The following is a 19,707-nucleotide window of genomic DNA, read 5'->3' as shown; positions in this document are numbered from 1 at the left end:
ATTCCTTTCGGTTATCTAGAGTTTAGTTGAGTTAATTAAGAGATGAATAAAACACGTGTGGCTTCAGGAACGGCAACATCTTTTTCAAGTAGTGTTAGTCGTCCTGATTGTGCATCCCTGCTAAATAATGTGGCATTATCTGTATTTTGGTTGGCGACAATTAGGTAGCTTTGGGAATCGTCCCAGTTAAAGTCACGAGGGAATTCACCTTCTGTACTAACAGTTTGTATTTCAGTCAAATGCTGACCTTCGTTAGAAATTTCAAAGACACAAATAGAATCATGCCCACGATTAGAGGTATACAAGAAACGATTATCTTTTGAAATCAAAATTGCAGCAGCACCGTTGTGATCAGTATGATCATTCGGTATTGTTTCAATCGTCTCAAGATGGCTAAGCTGACCGTCTGTGTAAGTTAAAATTTCAACCTGGCTAGAAAGCTCACCTAAAATATACAAAATAGAGTAGTCAGAGTTAAAGACAAGATGACGAGGACCAAAGCCTTCAGCGGTTTGGTAGTGGCTATGTTGAGTTAATTGATAATTATCAAAGTCAATGTTATAAACAAAAACGCCATCACAGCCTAAATCCGCTACAATTAAGCGACCGTCTGGTGTTAAGTCAGCATAATGTGGATGTGCTTGAGTTTGCTCTGGTTTAATACTACTGCCTTCATGTTCAACGGAATCTTTCAGTGACAAAGTACCGTCCGCTTTAATTTGGTACAGGTCGATAGTTCCACGATGGTAATTGGCGGTGAATAATAGATTAAACTCGTGACTAATGCCAACATACGCAGGTGGAGGACCTGGCGTTAGATGAGAGTCAATTAGTTGAGGGTTACTGTCATTTAAATTATAAACAGCAATACCACCTAATTCACCTTCTTTAGCAATCGTATATAAATTATTTTTATGACTAACTTGGAAGTATGTAGGACCCTCTACATTAACTAAAGGGGTAACATTTTCAAGTTGGTTATGAACTAAGTTAGCTTGGTAAATACCTTGGCTGGTTTTTTTGGTGTAACCACCCAGTAAAACGCGATGCTTCAAAATTAATTCCTCCTTAATTTATCTATTTCGAAGTATAGCATAAATTATTTGTGACTATATGCTAAAATTAAACTATGTTATTATAAAATTAAAATAAAAAGGGAGTTAGTTTGATGGAATTTAAAGCAGTTATAAAAGCAATTGGATCAAAAGCTTTCGATAAGCATATTTATATTTTATTTGAGGAAAATATTAGTTCAGATATTGCTGAAGTTAGTATCCAACAAGTATTTGAAAATAATCAAAATAGTGATGAATTTAACATTAAATCAGGGGATGCTATTGAAATTGATGGCCAAGCATTCAACGTTCACCAAGTTGGTCGTTTAGTAAACGATAATTTGAAAGATATTGCCCATGCTGTATTAATGTTTGGCCCTGTTGAAGGTGAACCAATGGAAAATACTATTTATTTAGATGGTGACAAAAACCAAGATCACTTATTTAAATCTGGTAGTACAATTGTTTACAAGATTAAATAATAAAGTTAGGTCGTGTCTTTATGGATAAGAAACAGTCTAAAAAGGTTTTGAGAACTTGGTTCGAACAATGGTTTCTAAACAACAAAGCGACAGTTATCTTATTGAATGTTATGCTTTGTCTCTTAATCATTTTTGGCTTAAACCAGGTCTCTTATATTTTTGCGCCTATTTTTACGTTTATAAATGCCATTTTGATGCCGGTACTATTTGCGGTTGTTCAGTATTACTTGATGAATCCTGTAGTTAACTTTATGGAGAAAAAGTTTAAAGTTCCTAGAGTTTTTACAATCATTGCATTATTAATTTTGGTGCTATTGATAGTGATTTGGATTATCTTTACGCTGATACCAATAGTGCAGTCTCAGATTGAGTCATTATTGCGCAACTGGCCTCAAATTTGGGAAACGTCCAGAGATACGTTGAACAATTTGAGTCAAAATCCTAGATTATCATCTTTCCAACAAACATTTGAACAATATGCTGATCAAATTCAAAAAAGTATTTCTTCAAGTTTGAATGAAAGTGTTAACGGGTTCTTTAACCAAATCGGTTCAGCAGTGAACTTTGTTTCAAGTATCTTTATTACATTAGTAACAGCGCCGGTTGTGTTGTTCTTTATGTTAAAAGATGGCGAAAAAATCAAACAAAATATTTCAAAGGTTGTACCAACGAAATATCGCCGTTCAACTGGTGAATTGTTAAGTGAAATTAATCAAGCAATTGCAGCTTACGTTAGAGGTCAATTAACAGTCGCCTTTTGGGTAGGTGTGATGTTTTCTATTGGTTATGTTGCAATTGGACAAAGCTACGGGATTATTTTGGGAGTATTGGCAGCAGTTTTAAACTTAATTCCTTATTTTGGAACGTTTATTGCGTTAATACCTGCTTTAATTATTGCAGTATGTACGCCACCGTTTCCTGATATGTTAATCAAGGTGCTCATTGTATTTGCAATTGAACAAATTGTTGAGAGTCGTGTTATTAGTCCAATGGTTATGGGTAATAAGATGAATATGCACCCAGCAACAACTATTCTGTTATTGATTGGTGCTAGTGCTGTTGGTGGTTTGCTTGGGGCAATTGTTGCAATTCCCGTTTATGCAGTAGCTAAAACAATCGTTTTACGCGCATTTAGAATTTACAGTGATAAGAGCGGTCTTTACGAGCAAGAAGAGCAACTGCCTGATAAAACGCAAGAAAAAGAGTCTGAGAACGCGTGACTGATGTTGCGAAAACACACGATAAGTAGTATAGTAGAAATACGGCTTTGACGTAGGCTTTTATTAGGTAAACTTGATAAAAACTTGCGAAAAAATCCCACTAACGTAACGCCTTGCTGTGTCAATCACCGAGGTGGTACGTTTTTTTTTTGGTAAACAAGGAGAAATAAAAAAATGACACAAAACCATATTGTTTTATACGAACCTTTAATTCCTGCAAATACAGGAAATATTGCAAGAACTGCTGCAGGAACAAAAACAAGCTTACATTTAATTGAACCTTTAGGATTCAAAACTGATGATAAGCATCTTAAAAGAGCGGGATTAGATTACTGGAATGATGTTGATATTCATTACCACAAAAACCTAGAAGCTTTTATGGAAACTTTAGGTGAAAACGACGAACTGTTTTTGATTACTAAATTCTCATCAAAAACTTATGCCGATGTTTCTTATCAAGATCCAGATAAAAATTACTACTTTATGTTTGGAAAAGAAACAACAGGATTACCTGAAGAATTCATGAAGGAACATGAAGAAAAGGCTTTGAGAATTCCGATGACAGATAAAATTAGAGCACTAAACTTGTCTAACACGGCGGCAATTATTATTTATGAAGCGTTGCGCCAACAAAACTTTTTAGATTTAAAACGTGAATTACATTATGAACATGACAAATTAAAAGATTAATTAATATTTTGGAGGTATGAACGATGGAATTGAAAAAAAATCAGGTGATTGTAAACTCTTTTCATTATGATTTAGTGAAACCTGAATCAGAAGTCAAAAATGATTTAAATGTGACGATGAACCGTATGAATATTACCCACAGTAATGGTGAACTAGATAAAGGTGAAGAAGGCCACTACTTTGAAATGAAAGTACCTTTTGAAATTGTTCCTCAAGATAGTGGAATTAAAGTTACGGGCCAAGTTAGTCAATTGATTCAAACCATTGATTATTATGGTGAAGCTAACGAGTTAGACGGTGGCTCACTTGAAGAGATGACACGTCCGTTAATCGAAAAAATCGAAGAACTAGTTTATGCTATTACAGAAGTAACTTTAGATGAACCAGTGAAGTTGACTTTTAGACCTAACAGATAAGAAATTAGATTTAAATGGTGAGATAAAGATGGTTAAAAAGAAAAAAGCGCCAGCAACAAAAAAGAAAAAGCCTCAGACAAAGAAGCCTAAAAAGAAAGATTTTAATTTTGTTATTGCAGGAATCATTATTATCTTTATTTCAATTTTTTCTTTCTTTAAATTTGGTTGGCTTGGTAGTCAGTTAGCAAATTGCTATCAATTCTTCGTAGGAGAAACGGTGTGGTTTGCTGCCATTGCGACCTTCATAATTGGATTTGGAATGATTATCTATGAAAAACTACCCAAACTTTCAGCAAAACGCTATGTAGGGTTTGGTCTAGCTTATTTATTTGTGCTCTGTATTATTTCAACAATTTATTTCAACAAAATTGGGTTAGCAGCTGACTATCTAGGATCGTTTTTACACTCTGCAACTGAGGGATTTAAAAGCCCAGGTAGTAGTAACTTTAGCGGTGGAATCCTCGGAGTAGGGTTATTTACAGTCTTGAACCCGTTAGTTGGAAATGTTGGGATTTATTTAATTTCGGCTATTTTGATTATGGTTGGGTTGCTATTGTTTTTTGATGTTTCTTTTGCTAGTTTTATCAATATTTTTCAAGATAATAGTAAAAAAGTGATTAATCAAACACAAGATGTTGTCGAAAACTCAAAACAAAAATATAGTGATTTTGTAGAGAAGAAAAAGCAAAAAGTTGAACATAATGTCGACTTTCCTAATACAACTGATTTTGATAATCAAACAGACAATAGTAAAAAGTCTACACCTACAACTGAAAACAGCATATCAAAACCAGATTTTCATGAAGTCGAAAAGCAACCAGAAAAACAAGTTACCCAAGTTCATCCAGAAAATAAGCAGTCAACTGATTCAACAGAACTTGAAGATAATAAATATGCCGATTTTAGTCGAAGAGAAAAGTTTAAATCTCAAGCAGAAACAGATTCTAAGCCAGTACTAGCACGAGATGAAAAACCCAAAGCTAGTCAATTAGCGGAAGTTGAATTACCAAAAACGCAAACAATGGAAGAAAGTCTTGAACAGTCAAGTGATGCATCAGAAGATATCACTGCAAAAACGCCAACTGATCAAACAATTTATCATAAACCACCTTTAGACTTGTTGACACCATCACCTGTGGTTGATCAATCTGAAGAACGTGAGTTTATTGAAGAAAATAAAGAGAAGTTGAGAAAGACGTTTGAGAGTTTTGGAGTTAAAGTTGAAGTCAAAAAAGCAGACTTAGGCCCTTCAGTTACCAAATATGAGGTACAACCTGATATAGGGGTTAAAGTTAGCAAAATTGTTAACTTAGCTGATGACTTGGCTTTGGCCTTAGCTGCTAAAGATATTCGAATTGAAGCACCGATTCCAGGTAAACCTTATGTTGGTATTGAGGTTCCGAATAAGCAAACATTGCCAGTTTACTTTAGAGAAAGTATTGAAAAACAAGATGCTGAAGATAGACAAAAGCCGTTATCTGTTCCTTTAGGGAAAGATGTTACGGGTGAGATTATCTCTGCTGATTTAACTAAAATGCCTCACTTATTGATTGCCGGATCAACTGGTAGTGGGAAATCAGTTTCAATTAACGCTATTATCACTAGCCTATTAATGAAAACAACACCGGATGAATTAAAGTTGATTTTGATTGATCCCAAGATGGTTGAATTGTCCGTTTATAATGGTATTGCACACTTGATGATTCCAGTAGTGACCGATGCTAAAAAAGCGGCTAATGCCTTGAAGAAAGCAGTAAAAGAAATGGAACGTCGTTATGAATTGTTTGCTGCTTCAGGTGTTCGAAACATGACGGAATATAATCACAAAGTTGAGCAAAACAACGAAGATACTGATAATCCAGTTATGACAAAATTACCATATATTGTTGTCATTATTGATGAGTTATCTGACTTGATGATGGTAGCCGGCAATGAAGTTGAATCTGCAATTGTTCGATTAGCACAGATGGCGCGTGCTGCTGGTATTCATATGATTATTGCAACCCAACGTCCATCTGTAGATGTTATTACTGGTTTAATTAAGGCTAACGTACCATCAAGAATCGCGTTTGCGGTATCGAGTGGGATTGATTCTCGTACTATTTTGGATAGCCAAGGTGCTGAGAAACTACTCGGACATGGTGACATGCTATTTGTTCCAATTGGATCGAATAAACCAACCCGAATTCAAGCCTCATTCATTTCAGTTGAGGAAGTCGAACGTGTTGTTGACTTTGTGGCGAAACAAAAAGAAGTTGAATATGACGAAAAAATGCTACCGAACACTTCTGGCAATGGTGACCACGATAGTGATGAACCCCCAGAAGATGAGTATTATGATGAAGCAGTTGCCTTAGTCCAAAAACAACGTTCAGCAAGTGTTTCGATGCTACAAAGAAGATTCAGAATTGGTTACAATCGCGCAGCCAGATTAATTGACGAGATGGAAGACAGAGGCGTTGTTGGCCCTTATGAGGGTAGTAAACCTCGAAAAGTCTATGAAATAGAAACGAATCAAAATGAAACAGAAGGCGAGTAGTATAATATGACAACTGCAAAAATACTAAAAAATGATAATTTTAAAACAGTCAGTATTGGCTGTTTTTTTAAGTTACCACTAACAAAGAAAAATTTATCTTACTTAACACTTTTAAGTAATTACCAACAATTAGGTACACAAAAATATAATAATCAACAAAAATTAGAAGCACATGCCGATTATTTATATGCGGCAAAGTTTGAGACTAGACCCCAAATCTATGGCAATACTATTGTTGTGCGAGCAGAGGGCAATTTTATCGAACCTGATTTGGTAGCAGATGAACACTATAATTACGAGACAATTGTGCATTTTTTTGAAGAGATGATTTTCAGACCGAATTTTAGTAATGCACCTGAGCATCAGTTGGAGCTGGCAAAAAAACAAGTTAAACACGATTATGAATCTTTCAGTGAAGTGGCTTCAAATAAAGCCTATCAATTGTTTTTCAAAGAATTTTATCAAGCCTATCCAGATTTTCAAAACCCAATATTTGGTGACTTAGAATTAGTTAATCAATTAACTGTTGATGATTTGAAGAATTATTATCAAAAATTGATTAAAGCGCCTGCAACGGTTATTGCATATGCCAAGCATCCTGAAAAAATGACAACCATTTTGCAAAGTACAGCTTTTGATCAGTTAGAAGGCGAAAACTTTGGGCAAAAAGACTTAAAAACAAAAGTAGGTCAAGTTGATTGTGAGCTTGAATTTGATTACGGCTACAATCAAGCTCAATTGGTCTATGGTTATCAAACCCAATTAGATTATCAAACGCCAATTCTAGGACTGGTTTTTTCTCAAATTTTGGGTGGAGATGAGTACTCGTTATTATTCCAAGAAGTTAGACAAAAAGCAGGGCTGGTTTACTCGGTTTTTAGTGATTACTACTTCTATAACAACTTAGTCATGATTCAAACCAGTTTAATTTCTGATTCTGTTAGTGAAGCTTCAAAAATAATTGAGGCTCAAGTTAAAAAGATAAGCGATAACCAATGGCAAGGTGAATTATTACAAACAGCAAAACAACAACTAATTAGTCATCGACTTATTTTAGAAGAAATGCCTCAGTTTAAGGTGCAATCAGAATTAATTTCTCAATTAAGACAAATTGAAAAATCAGATTTTGCTGAGCAAGTTAATGCTGTTACTAAACAACAAATTGTTGATTTTGCCAAACAGTTAACGAGACCAATGAAAGTTTTAATTAAATAGTTGAAAGGAGCTATTATGCAAACTAACCAATATCATGAGCAAGTACATCAACATACTTTTGCAAATGGATTTGATCTTTTTTATATTGAAAAAAAGGGCTTTATGCAAAAGTTTGCAGGTGTGATGATCAATTATGGTGGTGCTGATCAACCACATGATTTTACATTACCTGCAGGAACGGCTCATTTTTTAGAACATCAACTTTTTGCAAAACCATATGGTGATATTACTGATAAATTTGAGCAGTATGAAGCATCTTCTAATGCCTTTACCTCTTATAATGAAACGATGTACTTTGCGAATTTTACACATCACACGTATGAAAATATCAAAACACTAATCGAATTAGTTGCTAATCCATACTTTACAGAAAAGAATGTTGATACTGAACGTGAAATTATTATGCAAGAGTTAAAAATGTATCAAGATATGCCTGATTGGCAATTGAATAATCAACTCATGCACCTTATGTATGGTGAAGAACCCTTGAGTCAAGAAGTTGTCGGGACAGAAGCTTCTCTTGAAACCATTACTTCAGACACATTGACAGCGGCATACAATAACTATTATTCTGCTCAGAATATGAAGCTAGTTGTTGTTGGCGATTTGGACTTTGAACAGCTAATAACTGAAATTGAAGCACAGGTGTTAGAGATTAATAACCATCCAACAGTAATATCTGAAGTAAAGAATAAAGATACCCAAAGTGATTCTCAGTTAATTAAAATTGAGGGTAAAGTGGAATCTCCCAAGTTTTCAATAGGAATTAAGTTTAGTGAAACTGACTTTGCAGTAAAAAGACCGCAATTATATATTGTTATGCAAATCTTAATGGAAAACTTATTTGGGCTAAGTGGTCAACTTTATCAAAAGTTGCAAAACCAAGATTTAATTAATGGTGAAATCGATTTTGATATTAATTTCAATCGCCAAGGAGACTTTGCTGTTATTAGTGGTTCATCTGAAAAACCTGAAGAAGCAGTTGAAGCAATTACAGAGGCTTTTTATCACGCTACAATTAATCAAGATGATTTTGAAAAACAAAAACGTAAATTATTTGGACAAGAAATCCGTCAGTTAGATGATTTTGAAAGTTATGGGATTGAATTTATTGAAAGTATTTTTGATCAAGAAGACTATTATCAATATTACACGGACATTCAAGAAATCGACTTTGAAGATTGCATTGACCTAATTGATGAAATTAAAAATAAATCAACTTCTCAAACGGCTATTTTATTTAATCAAAATAATGTTGACAAATAGACTAAACCACAGTTTTAATATATGGTATAATTAGCTACAAAGTTTTAGAAAGATGGAATGTTGGATATGAATGAAATAGGTCAAAGACTGCATGATTTACGTGTTGAAAAGGGGTTATCTATTGATGATATACAGGCACGTACTAAGATACAAAAACGTTATTTAATTAATATTGAACAAGGAGAATTCGACCAATTACCTGGTGAATTTTATGTTAGAGCTTTTATTAAGCAATATATTCAAGCTTTGGGATACGATTCAAAAGAGTTTTTTGCAAGTGTTGAAAACGACTTACCAAAAACAAATCCAGATACATATGTAGAAAACTCTATTGATAATAAAAGCGATGAAGTAAAGCGCACAACTAATAATAAAAAAGGAATTTGGAAAAATTACTTACCCCATATTATTACGACGCTAGCTATCATTATTGTGTTAGCATTGATTGTTTTCATTTTTAGTCGTGTTTTTGCAAAACCAGCTTCATCTAATAACAACGACAATCAAGTGATTATGACAAGTCGTTCACAATCTGAGTCAAGTGAAAGTCAAAGTAGTAGTTCAAGCGAAAGTCAGTCAAGTTCTTCTGAATCATCTGTTGCTTCAAGCTCAAGTGCATCAAGTGCTTACAGCATTAAGTTGACAGGTACAAATCAATATACTGCATCTAAGTTAACTGAAGCTGCACATAACTTAGTTCTAAAAAGTAAAGGTCAAGCGGTTTGGTTGGGTGTAACAGTTAATGGATCAATGGTTTGGCAAGGAACATTATCTGCTAACCAATCACAAGTTGTTTCATTACCACAAAATGCCACAACAATGACCATTAATAGTGGAAACATTGGTACAACGCAACTGCTTCTAAACAATCAAGAAGTACCTTTAGAAAATGCTGATCAATTGGGCATGACTCGCCAATTGACAGTTAACTTTGAGGGCTAATTATGAATTTGCCTAATCAATTAACTGTTTTTAGAATTATTTTGATTCCTGTTTTTATTTTAGTATTAGTAGGTGGCTTTTGGACTGATACTATTGCAATCTTGGGAACATCGCTTCCAATATTCCAACTGGTTGCAGCGATAATTTTTATTGTGGCATCATTTACAGACTTTTTAGATGGCTACATTGCTAGAAAAAATAACTTAGTGACAAACTTTGGTAAATTTGCAGATCCTTTAGCTGATAAAATGCTAGTCATTACCGCGTTTGTTTTACTTATTGCGATTGACAAAGCACCTGCATGGATGATTGCAATTATTGTTTGTCGTGAATTAGCTGTGACAGGACTTCGATTATTAATTGTTGAGGAAAATGGTGCTGTTCTGTCAGCGGCTATTTTGGGTAAAATTAAGACATTTTCACAGATGACAGCAATTATATTCTTATTGTTGAATAATGTACCGTTTACAGTTATTCATTTACCAATAGGTGAGTTACTACTATGGATTTGTTTAGTCTTCACTGTTTGGTCAGGTATTGATTATTTTTATCAAAATAGACAAATTTTTGCAGATTCATTCAAAAAATAACGTTCTTTTCAGAGCGTTATTTTTATTAGTTGACGTAATTAAATAAAAGGTTAACAAAGCAGAACATTTGTTCTGTTTTGCTTGCAATTTTAGAAGAGAACAATTAAACTATATATCTACGATAGTCATCTCGATAATTGAGATGAAGGAGGGACAAATTTGGTAAAAGACGAAAGAAAAGCCGCTTTGGATATGGCGCTTAAAAAAATTGAAAAAAACTATGGTAAAGGCGCTATTATGCGAATGGGCGAAAAGGCTGATACGCGTATTTCTACAGTGTCATCTGGATCTATTGCTTTAGATACAGCGTTAGGTGTAGGTGGTTTTCCAAGAGGCCGTATTGTTGAAATCTATGGACCAGAAAGTTCTGGTAAGACAACAGTAGCGCTACATGCCGTTGCTGAAGTTCAACGCAATGGTGGAACAGCTGCTTATATTGATGCTGAAAATGCGATGGATCCAGCGTACGCGACTAACTTAGGTGTTAATATTGATGAGCTATTGTTATCACAACCTGATACAGGAGAACAAGGACTTGAAATTGCTGATGCACTTGTTTCAAGTGGTGCTGTTGATATTGTCGTTGTTGACTCTGTTGCAGCGCTAGTACCAAGAGCTGAAATCGATGGTGAAATGGGTGACTCTCACGTTGGATTGCAAGCCCGTTTGATGTCTCAAGCTTTAAGAAAGCTTTCAGGCCAAATCAACAAAACTAAAACAATCGCTTTATTTATTAACCAAATTCGTGAAAAAGTTGGTGTTATGTTTGGTAATCCTGAAACAACACCTGGTGGTCGAGCATTGAAATTTTATTCCACTGTTAGACTAGAAGTTAGACGTGCAGAACAAATCAAAAACGGTACAGAAGTTCGAGGAAACCGTACTAAAATTAAAGTGGTAAAAAATAAAGTAGCTCCACCATTCAGAATAGCTGAAGTGGATATTATGTATGGTCAAGGAGTTTCTCAAAGCGGGGAACTGGTTGATATGGCTGCTGAAAAAGATATCATCAAAAAAGCAGGTGCTTGGTATTCATACGGAACTGAACGAATAGGTCAAGGTAGAGAAAATGCTAAGCAATATCTTGAAGATAATCCACAAATGTACGAAGAAATTAAGCACAAAGTAAGGCAAGCTTATGGCTTGGAAGAAGCTCAAACATCTGAAGAAGAAACAACAGATGAAACAAATGTTACAAAAACAGAAGATAAGAAATAAATAAAAAGCGATGGGCGCAAGTGCTCATCGCTTTTATTTATTGACATTAGTTGTTATGACAATTACTATTAAATAGTGTATTAATTTAGATAAAGTGATAGGGGATTTATAATGGATATTATTATAGCGATAATCCTAGCTATTGCGACATTGTTTATTGGTTTACTAGTAGGATACGGACTTCAAAAAAGAGCTTATGCTATTAAAGTGAACTCTGCAAGAGATGAAGCAAGTTCAATTGTGAATGATGCTAAACGAAATGCAGAAACTTTAAAAAAAGAAACACTTCTGCAAGCTCAAAAAGAAGCATACAACTACAGAAATCAAATTGAAGATGAGTTAAAGCAAAGACGTGACACTATTTCAAAGCAAGAAAATCGCCTAGCTGCTCGTGAAGATACCATTGACCGAAAAGATATTTCTTTAGACCAAAGAGAAAAGCAAATTCGTCAAAATGAACAGCAAGTAGATGCTTTGAAAGCTGAAGTGACACAACGAAAGCAAAACGCTGACGAGTTAGTGGCTCAGCAAGAAGACAAGTTGCACCAAATTGCACAATTGTCTAAAGAAGATGCTGAAGAACTGATTTTGACTAAACTTTCTGATGAACTAAGACATGAACGTGCGAACTTAATTCAACAGAATCAAGAACAAATCGATAATTCTGTTGATAAACACGCTAAGAATCTTTTAGTTCAAGCCATTCAAAAGGGTGCTGCTGAGACAGTTGCTGAAACGACTGTTTCCGTAGTTAATTTACCTAATGATGAAATGAAAGGGCGTATAATAGGTCGTGAAGGCCGTAACATTCGTAGTTTTGAAGCGCTAACAGGGATAGACCTTATTATTGATGATACGCCAGAAGTGGTTGTTCTAAGTGGATTCGACCCAATTAGACGCGAAATTGCAAAACGATCACTTGAAAAGTTAATTGAAGATGGTCGTATTCATCCTGCACGTATTGAAGAGATTGTCGATAAGTCACGTAAAGACGTGAACGACGATATCTATCAAGCAGGTGAACATGCATTAATTGAATTGGGTATTCATAATATGCATCCTGATTTAATCAAAATTGTCGGACGTTTAAATTACCGAACAAGTTATGGACAAAACGTATTGAATCACTCTATTGAAGTGGCTCAACTTGCCGGTAACCTTGCCGCTGAACTCGATCTAGACGAACAACTAGCTAAAAGAGCAGGATTATTACACGATATAGGTAAAGCTATTGATCACGAATTGGAGGGGTCACATGTTGAGATAGGGGTTGAATTGACAACTAAGTATCATGAACCTAAAGTTGTTATTAACACCATTGCTTCTCACCATGGTGATGTAGAACCAACTTCTTTCATTGCATTACTCGTGCAAGCTGCTGATACTATTTCTTCAGCTCGACCAGGAGCAAGATCTGAATCACTTGAAAATTATGTTAGAAGGCTTGAAAAACTAGAAGCTATAGCTAACAACTTTGACGGCGTTAAGCAGACCTTTGCGATTCAAGCTGGGCGAGAAATTCGAGTTATGGTATCGCCAGAAGAAGTTTCAGATGATGAAATTGTCATCTTATCACATGAAATTCGTCAAACAATTGAAGATCAACTTGAGTATCCAGGTAACATTAAAGTAACGGTTATTCGAGAAAAAAGAGCTATTGACTATGCAAAATAAAGCGAAGATATTAGTATCTTCGCTTTTTAAATTGTATTTAAAGTGGGTCACTTGTATAATTTGTAATAGATAAATTAGTTATTGGAGCAAAAAATCATGTATAACATTATAGTCAATTTGTTTTTAACGGTTATAATTTCAGCCTTTATAACCCCGTTTGTAAGACGACTAGCTTTTGTGTTGGGGGCAGTTGATAATCCTAACGCGCGTCGTGTTAACAAAAAGCCTATGCCCACAATTGGTGGCCTAAGTCTATTTATAACCTTTTCAATTTCAACTTTTGTGCTGTTACGAAACCAATTTCCAACACATGAATTATTTGGAATCTTTTTAGCAGCTTCTGTGATTATTTTAACTGGGATTGTCGACGATATTAGAGAATTAAAGCCCCGTTATAAAATGATGGGGATGATTCTAGCCTCAGTAATCATTTACCTATTAGCTGGTATTAAAATGGTTCATTTTTATCTACCATTTTTTGGCCTAATCAATTTAGGCTGGCTAAGTTTTCCAATTACTATTTTTTGGATTTTAGCGTTTACTAATGCAGTCAACTTGATTGATGGATTAGATGGATTGGCTGCTGGTGTTTCAATGATAAGTTTATTGACTATGGGTGTTATTGGATTCTTTTTCCTAGTAAACACAGACTCTTATGTTTCGTTGATGGCATTCGTATTAGTTGCCGCTTTGATTGGCTTCTTACCTTACAATTTTCATCCAGCCAAAATCTTTTTGGGAGATACGGGTGCGTTGTTCTTAGGGTTTATGATTGCAGTATTATCTTTGAAAGGCTTAAAAAATGTTACGCTAATTTCATCAATTGTACCGATTGTTATTTTAGGTGTTCCAATTACAGATACAATTTATGCCATGCTTAGACGTGTTTTGAACAAAAAACCGATTTCACAAGCAGATAAGCACCATTTACACCATCAACTGATGCAAATGGGCTTTACACATAGACAAACAGTCTTGGCTATTTATGGAATTTCATTAATTTTTGCGTTTTGTGCAATGTTATTTGTTTTATCACCCGCACAAGGCGTATGGTTCTTACTAATTGCAGTAGCGTTTGCATTAGAAATTTTTGTAGAATCAATTGGACTAATGGGACCTAATCGCAAACCATTGTTATCTTTTATTAGACGAAAAATTCAAAAAAATAATCATAATGAAAAAGTGGTTTCAAAAATGGATCACAAAGTAGATAAAAAAAATAAGTCCTAATAATTAGGGCTTATTTTTTATGCGGGCAATTCGTTGTAACGCGCTTTGCCTATCTCAAATTCGACATGTCCATTTAGAATTTGAATAATTTTTTCTTTTGTGGGCTCAATATCAACTTCATCCAGGAAAATACCAATTAAGATATCACTACCGAATTCTTTTTTGGCTAAGACAATTTCGTTTTGTTCTAAGAAATAGTCAATCTTTCCTAGATTTGGATAGTCAACGTGGAATAGCAATTCGGGTTGAAGAACACGATGAACGACCCCAATTTCTTCTGCTCCTTTAGAAACAGCATTGCTATAAGCGCGGATTAAACCACCTGCTCCTAATTTAATTCCGCCAAAATAACGGGTAACAACGACTACAACATTTTGTAGATTCATCATTTTCAAAGCTTCAAGCATTGGGACACCGGCAGTTCCTGAAGGTTCGCCATCATCGTGAGCACGTTGGTGCTCATTGTTTTCACCGATAATATAAGCACTGCAGTTGTGAGTAGCACTGCGGTGTCTTTTTTTAATTTGGTCAATAAATGCTTTGGCCTCTTCTTCATCGAAAGCGCGTTTGAAGGTTGCAATGAAACGACTCTTTTTGATAACGATTTCAGATTCAGCTTCTGCTTTAATTGTATAATAATTCATGAAATCACTCCTTAATAGCGTAATTATTAATATGATTAAACGAGATAAAATAAGTGGACGTCAATTTTTAATAAAAGGGTTTCAAAAAGAAAAAGCTAGCCGATGGGGACAACTTGTGCCAGTAATCTCTAATGACAAGTGTTTGAGATGCGGTCAAAGTCAGTTTTATACACTACCTACGCAAGTCAGACAATGTACAGCTTGTGTTGAATTAAGAGCCGTTTTTGAGACCGATTTTTTGCTAAGGGTCCCTAGTGTTGACTTTGAAAAAGTAACTGGTTCTATTTTAACATGGGGCGGGAGTTTGACTAAAGAACAACAAAAGATTTCACAGCAATTGGCTTGTAACCTAAAAGGAAAGCAAGACACACTAGTTCATGCCGTCACAGGAGCAGGTAAAACTGAAATGTTATTTGAATCAGTGGCTTTTGCTTTGAAAGAAGGGATGCGAGTGGCAATATGTTGCCCACGGGTAGATGTTGTAGATGAATTATTCGATAGGATGTCAGTGGCTTTTTCAAAAACTCAGATTGGTAAGTATCATGGAAATGCTCATCCACCACTATTTAACTATCAATTAGTTATTTGTACGACACATCAATTGATGAAATTTTTTGAGGCTTTTGATTTAATTGTAATCGACGAAGTGGATGCCTTTCCCTTTGAAATCTCAGTTATTTTGCATAATGCGTTAGATCAGGCACTGAAGCCAACTGGTCAAAAGATATTGCTAACAGCAACACCAAGTCAAGTACTGCTCAAACAAGTTAAAAAAGGCGAGTTAAATTATTTGTTATTGAATAAGCGATATCATGGTCATAAGTTGCCAGTTCCAAAGTGTCACCTGCTCTGGCAAAAAGAGACTATTGGCCGATTTAGGCTTGATTTTAGGTTAAAGAAAATACTAAATCAATTTATAAAAGACAAGAAACCTATTTTGATATTTGCAGACAAAATAGCAAACCTACCAGATTTGAAAGCCAGACTTAACCGGGTTTATCCTAATCTAGTAATTGAAACGGTTAGCTCAGTCGATTCAGAACGTCATCAAAAAATTTCACGGTTTAGATCAGGTGAGATTGAGTTATTATTAACGACCACTATTTTAGAAAGAGGCGTTACTTTTGAGAATGTGCAAGTGGTCGTTTTAAACGCTGATGATGCTATTTTTAAAACGTCATCACTTGTTCAAATAGCAGGAAGAGCTGGGAGAAAAAAGGATTTTCCTGATGGGGAAGTACACTTTTTTTATCATCATTATACAGGGGCTATCAAAAAATGTATTAAACAAATTAAGAGGATGAATAAATGGGAGTAATGTGTTTGATTTGCAAAAAGCCAATTATGGAGACTAATCTGTATCAGTTAGTAATTCAGCGTAATCAAGCACAAATTTGTGAGGGATGCTTGGTTCAGTTTGAGGCGATTTGTAACTTTGAAATAACCTGCAAAATGTGTCGAAAACCACTGGAACAAAAGAAAAATCAGTGTGGAGACTGTCAAAAATGGCAAAAATTGTATCCAAATGATTCCCTAAAAAATGTTGCTTGTTATCGGTATAATCAAGCATTTAAAACTGTAATTAAGCGTTATAAGCGTTCTTACGATGCATCAATAAGCGAAGTTTTCGTTGCTTTAATAAAAAGAATAGCTATCCCTAAAAGTTATGATTATTATGTTAGTCTTCCTACCAGTAGTCAGCATTTTAAAGAACGGCAATTTGATCACGTTGCATTGATATTTTCAAAAATTTATCCGTTAACCCCACTTTTAAAGTATATAAACGATAGTAACTATCAAGCACAAGGTGAGAAAAATAGACGAGCACGATTGAAGACGCAACAAATGTTTGTGTGTGATAATTTCGATTTTGATGAGACAACTAAAATCTTATTACTTGATGATATTTATACGACTGGACGAACACTATATCACGCAAGAGATGCTATCCAAAAAACAGGATTTAAGGGACAAATTGATAGTTTGAGTATTGCTAGGTGAATTTATTCGCTAAAATTGCTACAATTTAATGGTTATACAATTTAATTTTTTGACTATAAATGATAAAATATTATCGGAAGAGTTAGAAATACTAATTATCAAAACATAATTGAGGGAATTTATATATGGCAAATATTTTAAAACGTTGGATTGAAAATGATAACCATGAAGTCAAACGTATTAGTAAGATAGCAGATCAAGTTGACGCTCTTGGTAAAGAGTTTGAAGCTTTATCTGATGAAGAATTACAACAAAAAACACCAGAATTAAAGCAACGCTTAGAATCAGGTAAAACATTAGATGATATTTTGCCTGAAGCTTTTGCGACAGTTCGTGAAGCTGCTAAACGTGTTTTAGGTCTTTATCCATACCACGTTCAAATTATGGGGGGTATTTCCTTACATGAAGGTAATATTTCAGAAATGAGAACGGGTGAGGGTAAAACGCTGACAGCGACAATGCCAGTATACCTAAATGCATTGAGTGGAAAAGGGGTTCACGTTGTAACAGTTAATGAATACCTATCTTCTCGTGATGCAACAGAAATGGGAGAACTTTATAAGTGGTTAGGCCTAACTGTTGGGTTGAACCTAAATCAAATGTCTTCAGATGAAAAGCGTGAAGCTTACAATGCAGATATCACTTATTCAACAAACAGTGAACTAGGGTTTGATTACTTGCGTGATAACATGGTTGTTTATAAAGAACAACGCGTGCAACGCCCATTAAACTTTGCTGTTGTTGATGAGGTTGACTCTGTCTTGATTGATGAAGCAAGAACGCCATTGATTATTTCTGGGCCTGTTGAAAATGCGACAGTAAATTATGTTCGTGCTGATAAATTCGTTAAAACTCTTAAAGAAGAAGACGATTACACTATCGACTGGCCAACTAAGACGATTAGTTTGACTGAAGATGGTATTCGTAAAGCGGAAGAAACTTTCCACTTAAATAACTTATATGATATTGAAAATACAGTATTAAACCACCACATTGATCAAGCATTAAGAGCCAACTACACAATGTTACACGATATTGATTATGTGGTAGATGACGGTAAAGTTATGATTGTTGATCAATTTACTGGTCGTGTAATGGAAGGTCGTCGTTATTCTGATGGTCTTCACCAAGCTATTGAAGCTAAAGAAAACGTTAAAATCGAAAACGAATCTAAAACAATGGCTAACATTACTTACCAAAACTTGTTTAGAATGTACGCTAAACTATCAGGGATGACAGGGACAGCTAAGACTGAACAAGAAGAGTTTAGAGAAATTTATAACATGCAAGTTATTACAATTCCTACTAACCGTGAAGTTCAAAGAAATGACTTACCTGACTTGCTTTATCCAACACTAGAAAGCAAGTTCTCAGCTGTTGTAAAAGATATCAAAGCGCGCCACCAAAAAGGTCAACCTGTTTTAGTCGGAACAGTGGCGGTTGAATCTTCAGAACTATTATCAAGAATGTTAAATAAAGAAAATATTCCACACGCTGTTTTAAATGCTAAAAATCACTTTAGAGAAGCTGAAATTATTACAAACGCTGGTCAACGTGGTGCAGTAACAATTGCGACAAACATGGCCGGACGTGGTACTGATATCAAATTAGGACCTGGTGTGAAAGAAGTCGGCGGTTTAGCCGTTATTGGTACTGAACGACACGAATCACGTCGTATCGATAATCAACTGCGTGGACGTGCAGGACGTCAAGGTGACCCTGGTGAAACTCGTTTTTACTTGTCATTTGAAGATGACTTGATGAAACGTTTTGGTTCTGAACGTGTAAAAGCATTCTTGGATCGCATTTCAGGAGATGATGAAGACAAAGTGATTGAAAGTCGCTTGTTAACTCGTCAAGTTGAGGTTGCCCAAAAACGTGTTGAAGGTAATAACTATGATACACGTAAACAAACCTTGCAATACGATGATGTTTTACGTGAACAACGTGAAGTTATCTACAAACAAAGAATGCAAGTTATCGAAGAAAGAATTGACCTAAAACCAATTCTAATGCCGATGGTTTATAGAACAATCGAACAACAAGTTACCTTGTATGCACAAGGTAATGTTAGCGATTGGAATGTGGATGCACTTAAAGACTTTGCTATCAATTCACTTGGATCTGAAGAAGCAGTAAGTCAGATTGATTTTAGTGAATTAAAAGACGCTGAAGCAGTTAAAAGCCGTTTACAAGAATTAGCTGATACTAGTTATGATCAAAAAGCACAAGATTTACCAGATCCACAACAATTCTTAGAATTTGAAAAAGTGGTTATCTTGCGTGTAGTAGACGATCGTTGGACAGACCATATTGATGCGATGGAACAATTACGTCAATCAATTGGACTACGTGGTTATGGTCAACTTAACCCATTGGTTGAGTATCAAGAAGAAGGATTCAAAATGTTTGAAGAAATGATTGGAAATATCGAATACGATGTTACAAGATTGTTTATGAAAGCAGAAATTCGTCAAAACATGCGTCGTTAATAAATAGGCAGGCCGTTACATACGACCTGCTTT

General features: G+C 35.0%; 17 protein-coding genes. 15 read left to right on the top strand and 2 right to left on the bottom strand.

The genetic code is table 11. The features are described from left to right. Positions 1-35: 35 nt before the first annotated feature. On the bottom strand, positions 36-1,055 hold the full coding sequence (locus JNUCC72_RS04115; RefSeq protein ID WP_454143177.1) for a lactonase family protein: 1,020 nt from the start codon (positions 1,053-1,055) through the stop codon (positions 36-38). A 113-nt stretch (positions 1,056-1,168) separates the two neighbouring features. Between JNUCC72_RS04115 and JNUCC72_RS04110 the strand changes: the two genes are divergently transcribed. The 12 genes from JNUCC72_RS04110 (at position 1,169) to JNUCC72_RS04055 (ending at position 14,537) form a co-directional block, all read left to right on the top strand. Beyond that, positions 1,169-1,537 carry a PTS glucitol/sorbitol transporter subunit IIA gene (locus JNUCC72_RS04110; RefSeq protein ID WP_454143175.1) on the top strand — a complete coding sequence of 123 codons (369 nt, stop codon included), beginning with the start codon at positions 1,169-1,171 and terminating at the stop codon, positions 1,535-1,537. Positions 1,538-1,557: 20 nt separating this feature from the next. After that, complete coding sequence (locus tag JNUCC72_RS04105; RefSeq protein WP_454143173.1) at positions 1,558-2,757, top strand: AI-2E family transporter; 1,200 nt, start codon at positions 1,558-1,560, stop codon at positions 2,755-2,757. A gap of 174 nt (positions 2,758-2,931) precedes the next feature. Beyond that, a complete protein-coding gene (gene trmL, locus JNUCC72_RS04100; protein ID WP_454143171.1) occupies positions 2,932-3,447 on the top strand; it encodes a tRNA (uridine(34)/cytosine(34)/5-carboxymethylaminomethyluridine(34)-2'-O)-methyltransferase TrmL in 516 nt (171 codons plus the stop codon). 23 nt (positions 3,448-3,470) lie between these two features. Continuing rightward, on the top strand, positions 3,471-3,863 hold the full coding sequence (locus JNUCC72_RS04095) for a DUF1149 family protein (RefSeq protein ID WP_454143169.1): 393 nt from the start codon (positions 3,471-3,473) through the stop codon (positions 3,861-3,863). A gap of 28 nt (positions 3,864-3,891) precedes the next feature. Continuing rightward, on the top strand, positions 3,892-6,402 hold the full coding sequence (locus tag JNUCC72_RS04090; protein WP_454143167.1) for an FtsK/SpoIIIE family DNA translocase: 2,511 nt from the start codon (positions 3,892-3,894) through the stop codon (positions 6,400-6,402). A 6-nt stretch (positions 6,403-6,408) separates the two neighbouring features. Further along, entirely contained in the window at positions 6,409-7,617 is a 1,209-nt protein-coding gene (locus tag JNUCC72_RS04085) for a M16 family metallopeptidase (protein ID WP_454143165.1), read from the top strand. Positions 7,618-7,632: 15 nt separating this feature from the next. Next, the gene (gene yfmH / locus JNUCC72_RS04080) at positions 7,633-8,883 is read left to right on the top strand and encodes an EF-P 5-aminopentanol modification-associated protein YfmH (protein WP_454143163.1); all 1,251 of its coding nucleotides are present in this window, start codon (positions 7,633-7,635) and stop codon (positions 8,881-8,883) included. Positions 8,884-8,949: 66 nt separating this feature from the next. Continuing rightward, entirely contained in the window at positions 8,950-9,825 is an 876-nt protein-coding gene (locus JNUCC72_RS04075; protein ID WP_454143161.1) for a helix-turn-helix domain-containing protein, read from the top strand. Between the two features lie 2 nt (positions 9,826-9,827). Continuing rightward, positions 9,828-10,415: a CDP-diacylglycerol--glycerol-3-phosphate 3-phosphatidyltransferase gene (gene pgsA / locus JNUCC72_RS04070; protein WP_454143159.1), complete on the top strand. Its 588-nt coding sequence runs from the start codon at positions 9,828-9,830 to the stop codon at positions 10,413-10,415. 159 nt (positions 10,416-10,574) lie between these two features. Beyond that, positions 10,575-11,633, top strand: coding sequence for a recombinase RecA (gene recA / locus JNUCC72_RS04065; RefSeq protein WP_454143157.1), 1,059 nt, complete (start codon positions 10,575-10,577; stop codon positions 11,631-11,633). A gap of 111 nt (positions 11,634-11,744) precedes the next feature. Beyond that, positions 11,745-13,307 (top strand): ribonuclease Y, encoded by a 1,563-nt coding sequence (gene rny / locus JNUCC72_RS04060; protein WP_454143155.1) that lies wholly within the window; start codon positions 11,745-11,747, stop codon positions 13,305-13,307. Positions 13,308-13,403: 96 nt separating this feature from the next. Then, positions 13,404-14,537 carry a glycosyltransferase family 4 protein gene (locus JNUCC72_RS04055; RefSeq protein WP_454143153.1) on the top strand — a complete coding sequence of 378 codons (1,134 nt, stop codon included), beginning with the start codon at positions 13,404-13,406 and terminating at the stop codon, positions 14,535-14,537. A 17-nt stretch (positions 14,538-14,554) separates the two neighbouring features. Here JNUCC72_RS04055 and JNUCC72_RS04050 read toward each other — a convergent pair whose 3' ends face one another. Then, positions 14,555-15,181 (bottom strand): YigZ family protein, encoded by a 627-nt coding sequence (locus tag JNUCC72_RS04050; RefSeq protein WP_454143151.1) that lies wholly within the window; start codon positions 15,179-15,181, stop codon positions 14,555-14,557. A gap of 31 nt (positions 15,182-15,212) precedes the next feature. Between JNUCC72_RS04050 and JNUCC72_RS04045 the strand changes: the two genes are divergently transcribed. The 3 genes from JNUCC72_RS04045 (at position 15,213) to secA (ending at position 19,674) form a co-directional block, all read left to right on the top strand. Then, complete coding sequence (locus tag JNUCC72_RS04045; RefSeq protein ID WP_454143149.1) at positions 15,213-16,499, top strand: helicase-related protein; 1,287 nt, start codon at positions 15,213-15,215, stop codon at positions 16,497-16,499. Beyond that, on the top strand, positions 16,490-17,182 hold the full coding sequence (locus tag JNUCC72_RS04040) for a ComF family protein (RefSeq protein ID WP_454143147.1): 693 nt from the start codon (positions 16,490-16,492) through the stop codon (positions 17,180-17,182). The genes JNUCC72_RS04045 and JNUCC72_RS04040 overlap by 10 nt, the downstream gene beginning before the upstream one ends. Positions 17,183-17,307: 125 nt before the next feature. Further along, a complete protein-coding gene (gene secA / locus JNUCC72_RS04035) occupies positions 17,308-19,674 on the top strand; it encodes a preprotein translocase subunit SecA (protein WP_454143145.1) in 2,367 nt (788 codons plus the stop codon). Positions 19,675-19,707: the final 33 nt, after the last annotated feature.

It is taken from the genome of Holzapfeliella sp. JNUCC 72, from assembly GCF_053668685.1.
The sequence above is the reverse complement of the archived record's forward strand: the minus strand, read 5'-3'. Positions and strand labels throughout refer to the sequence as shown.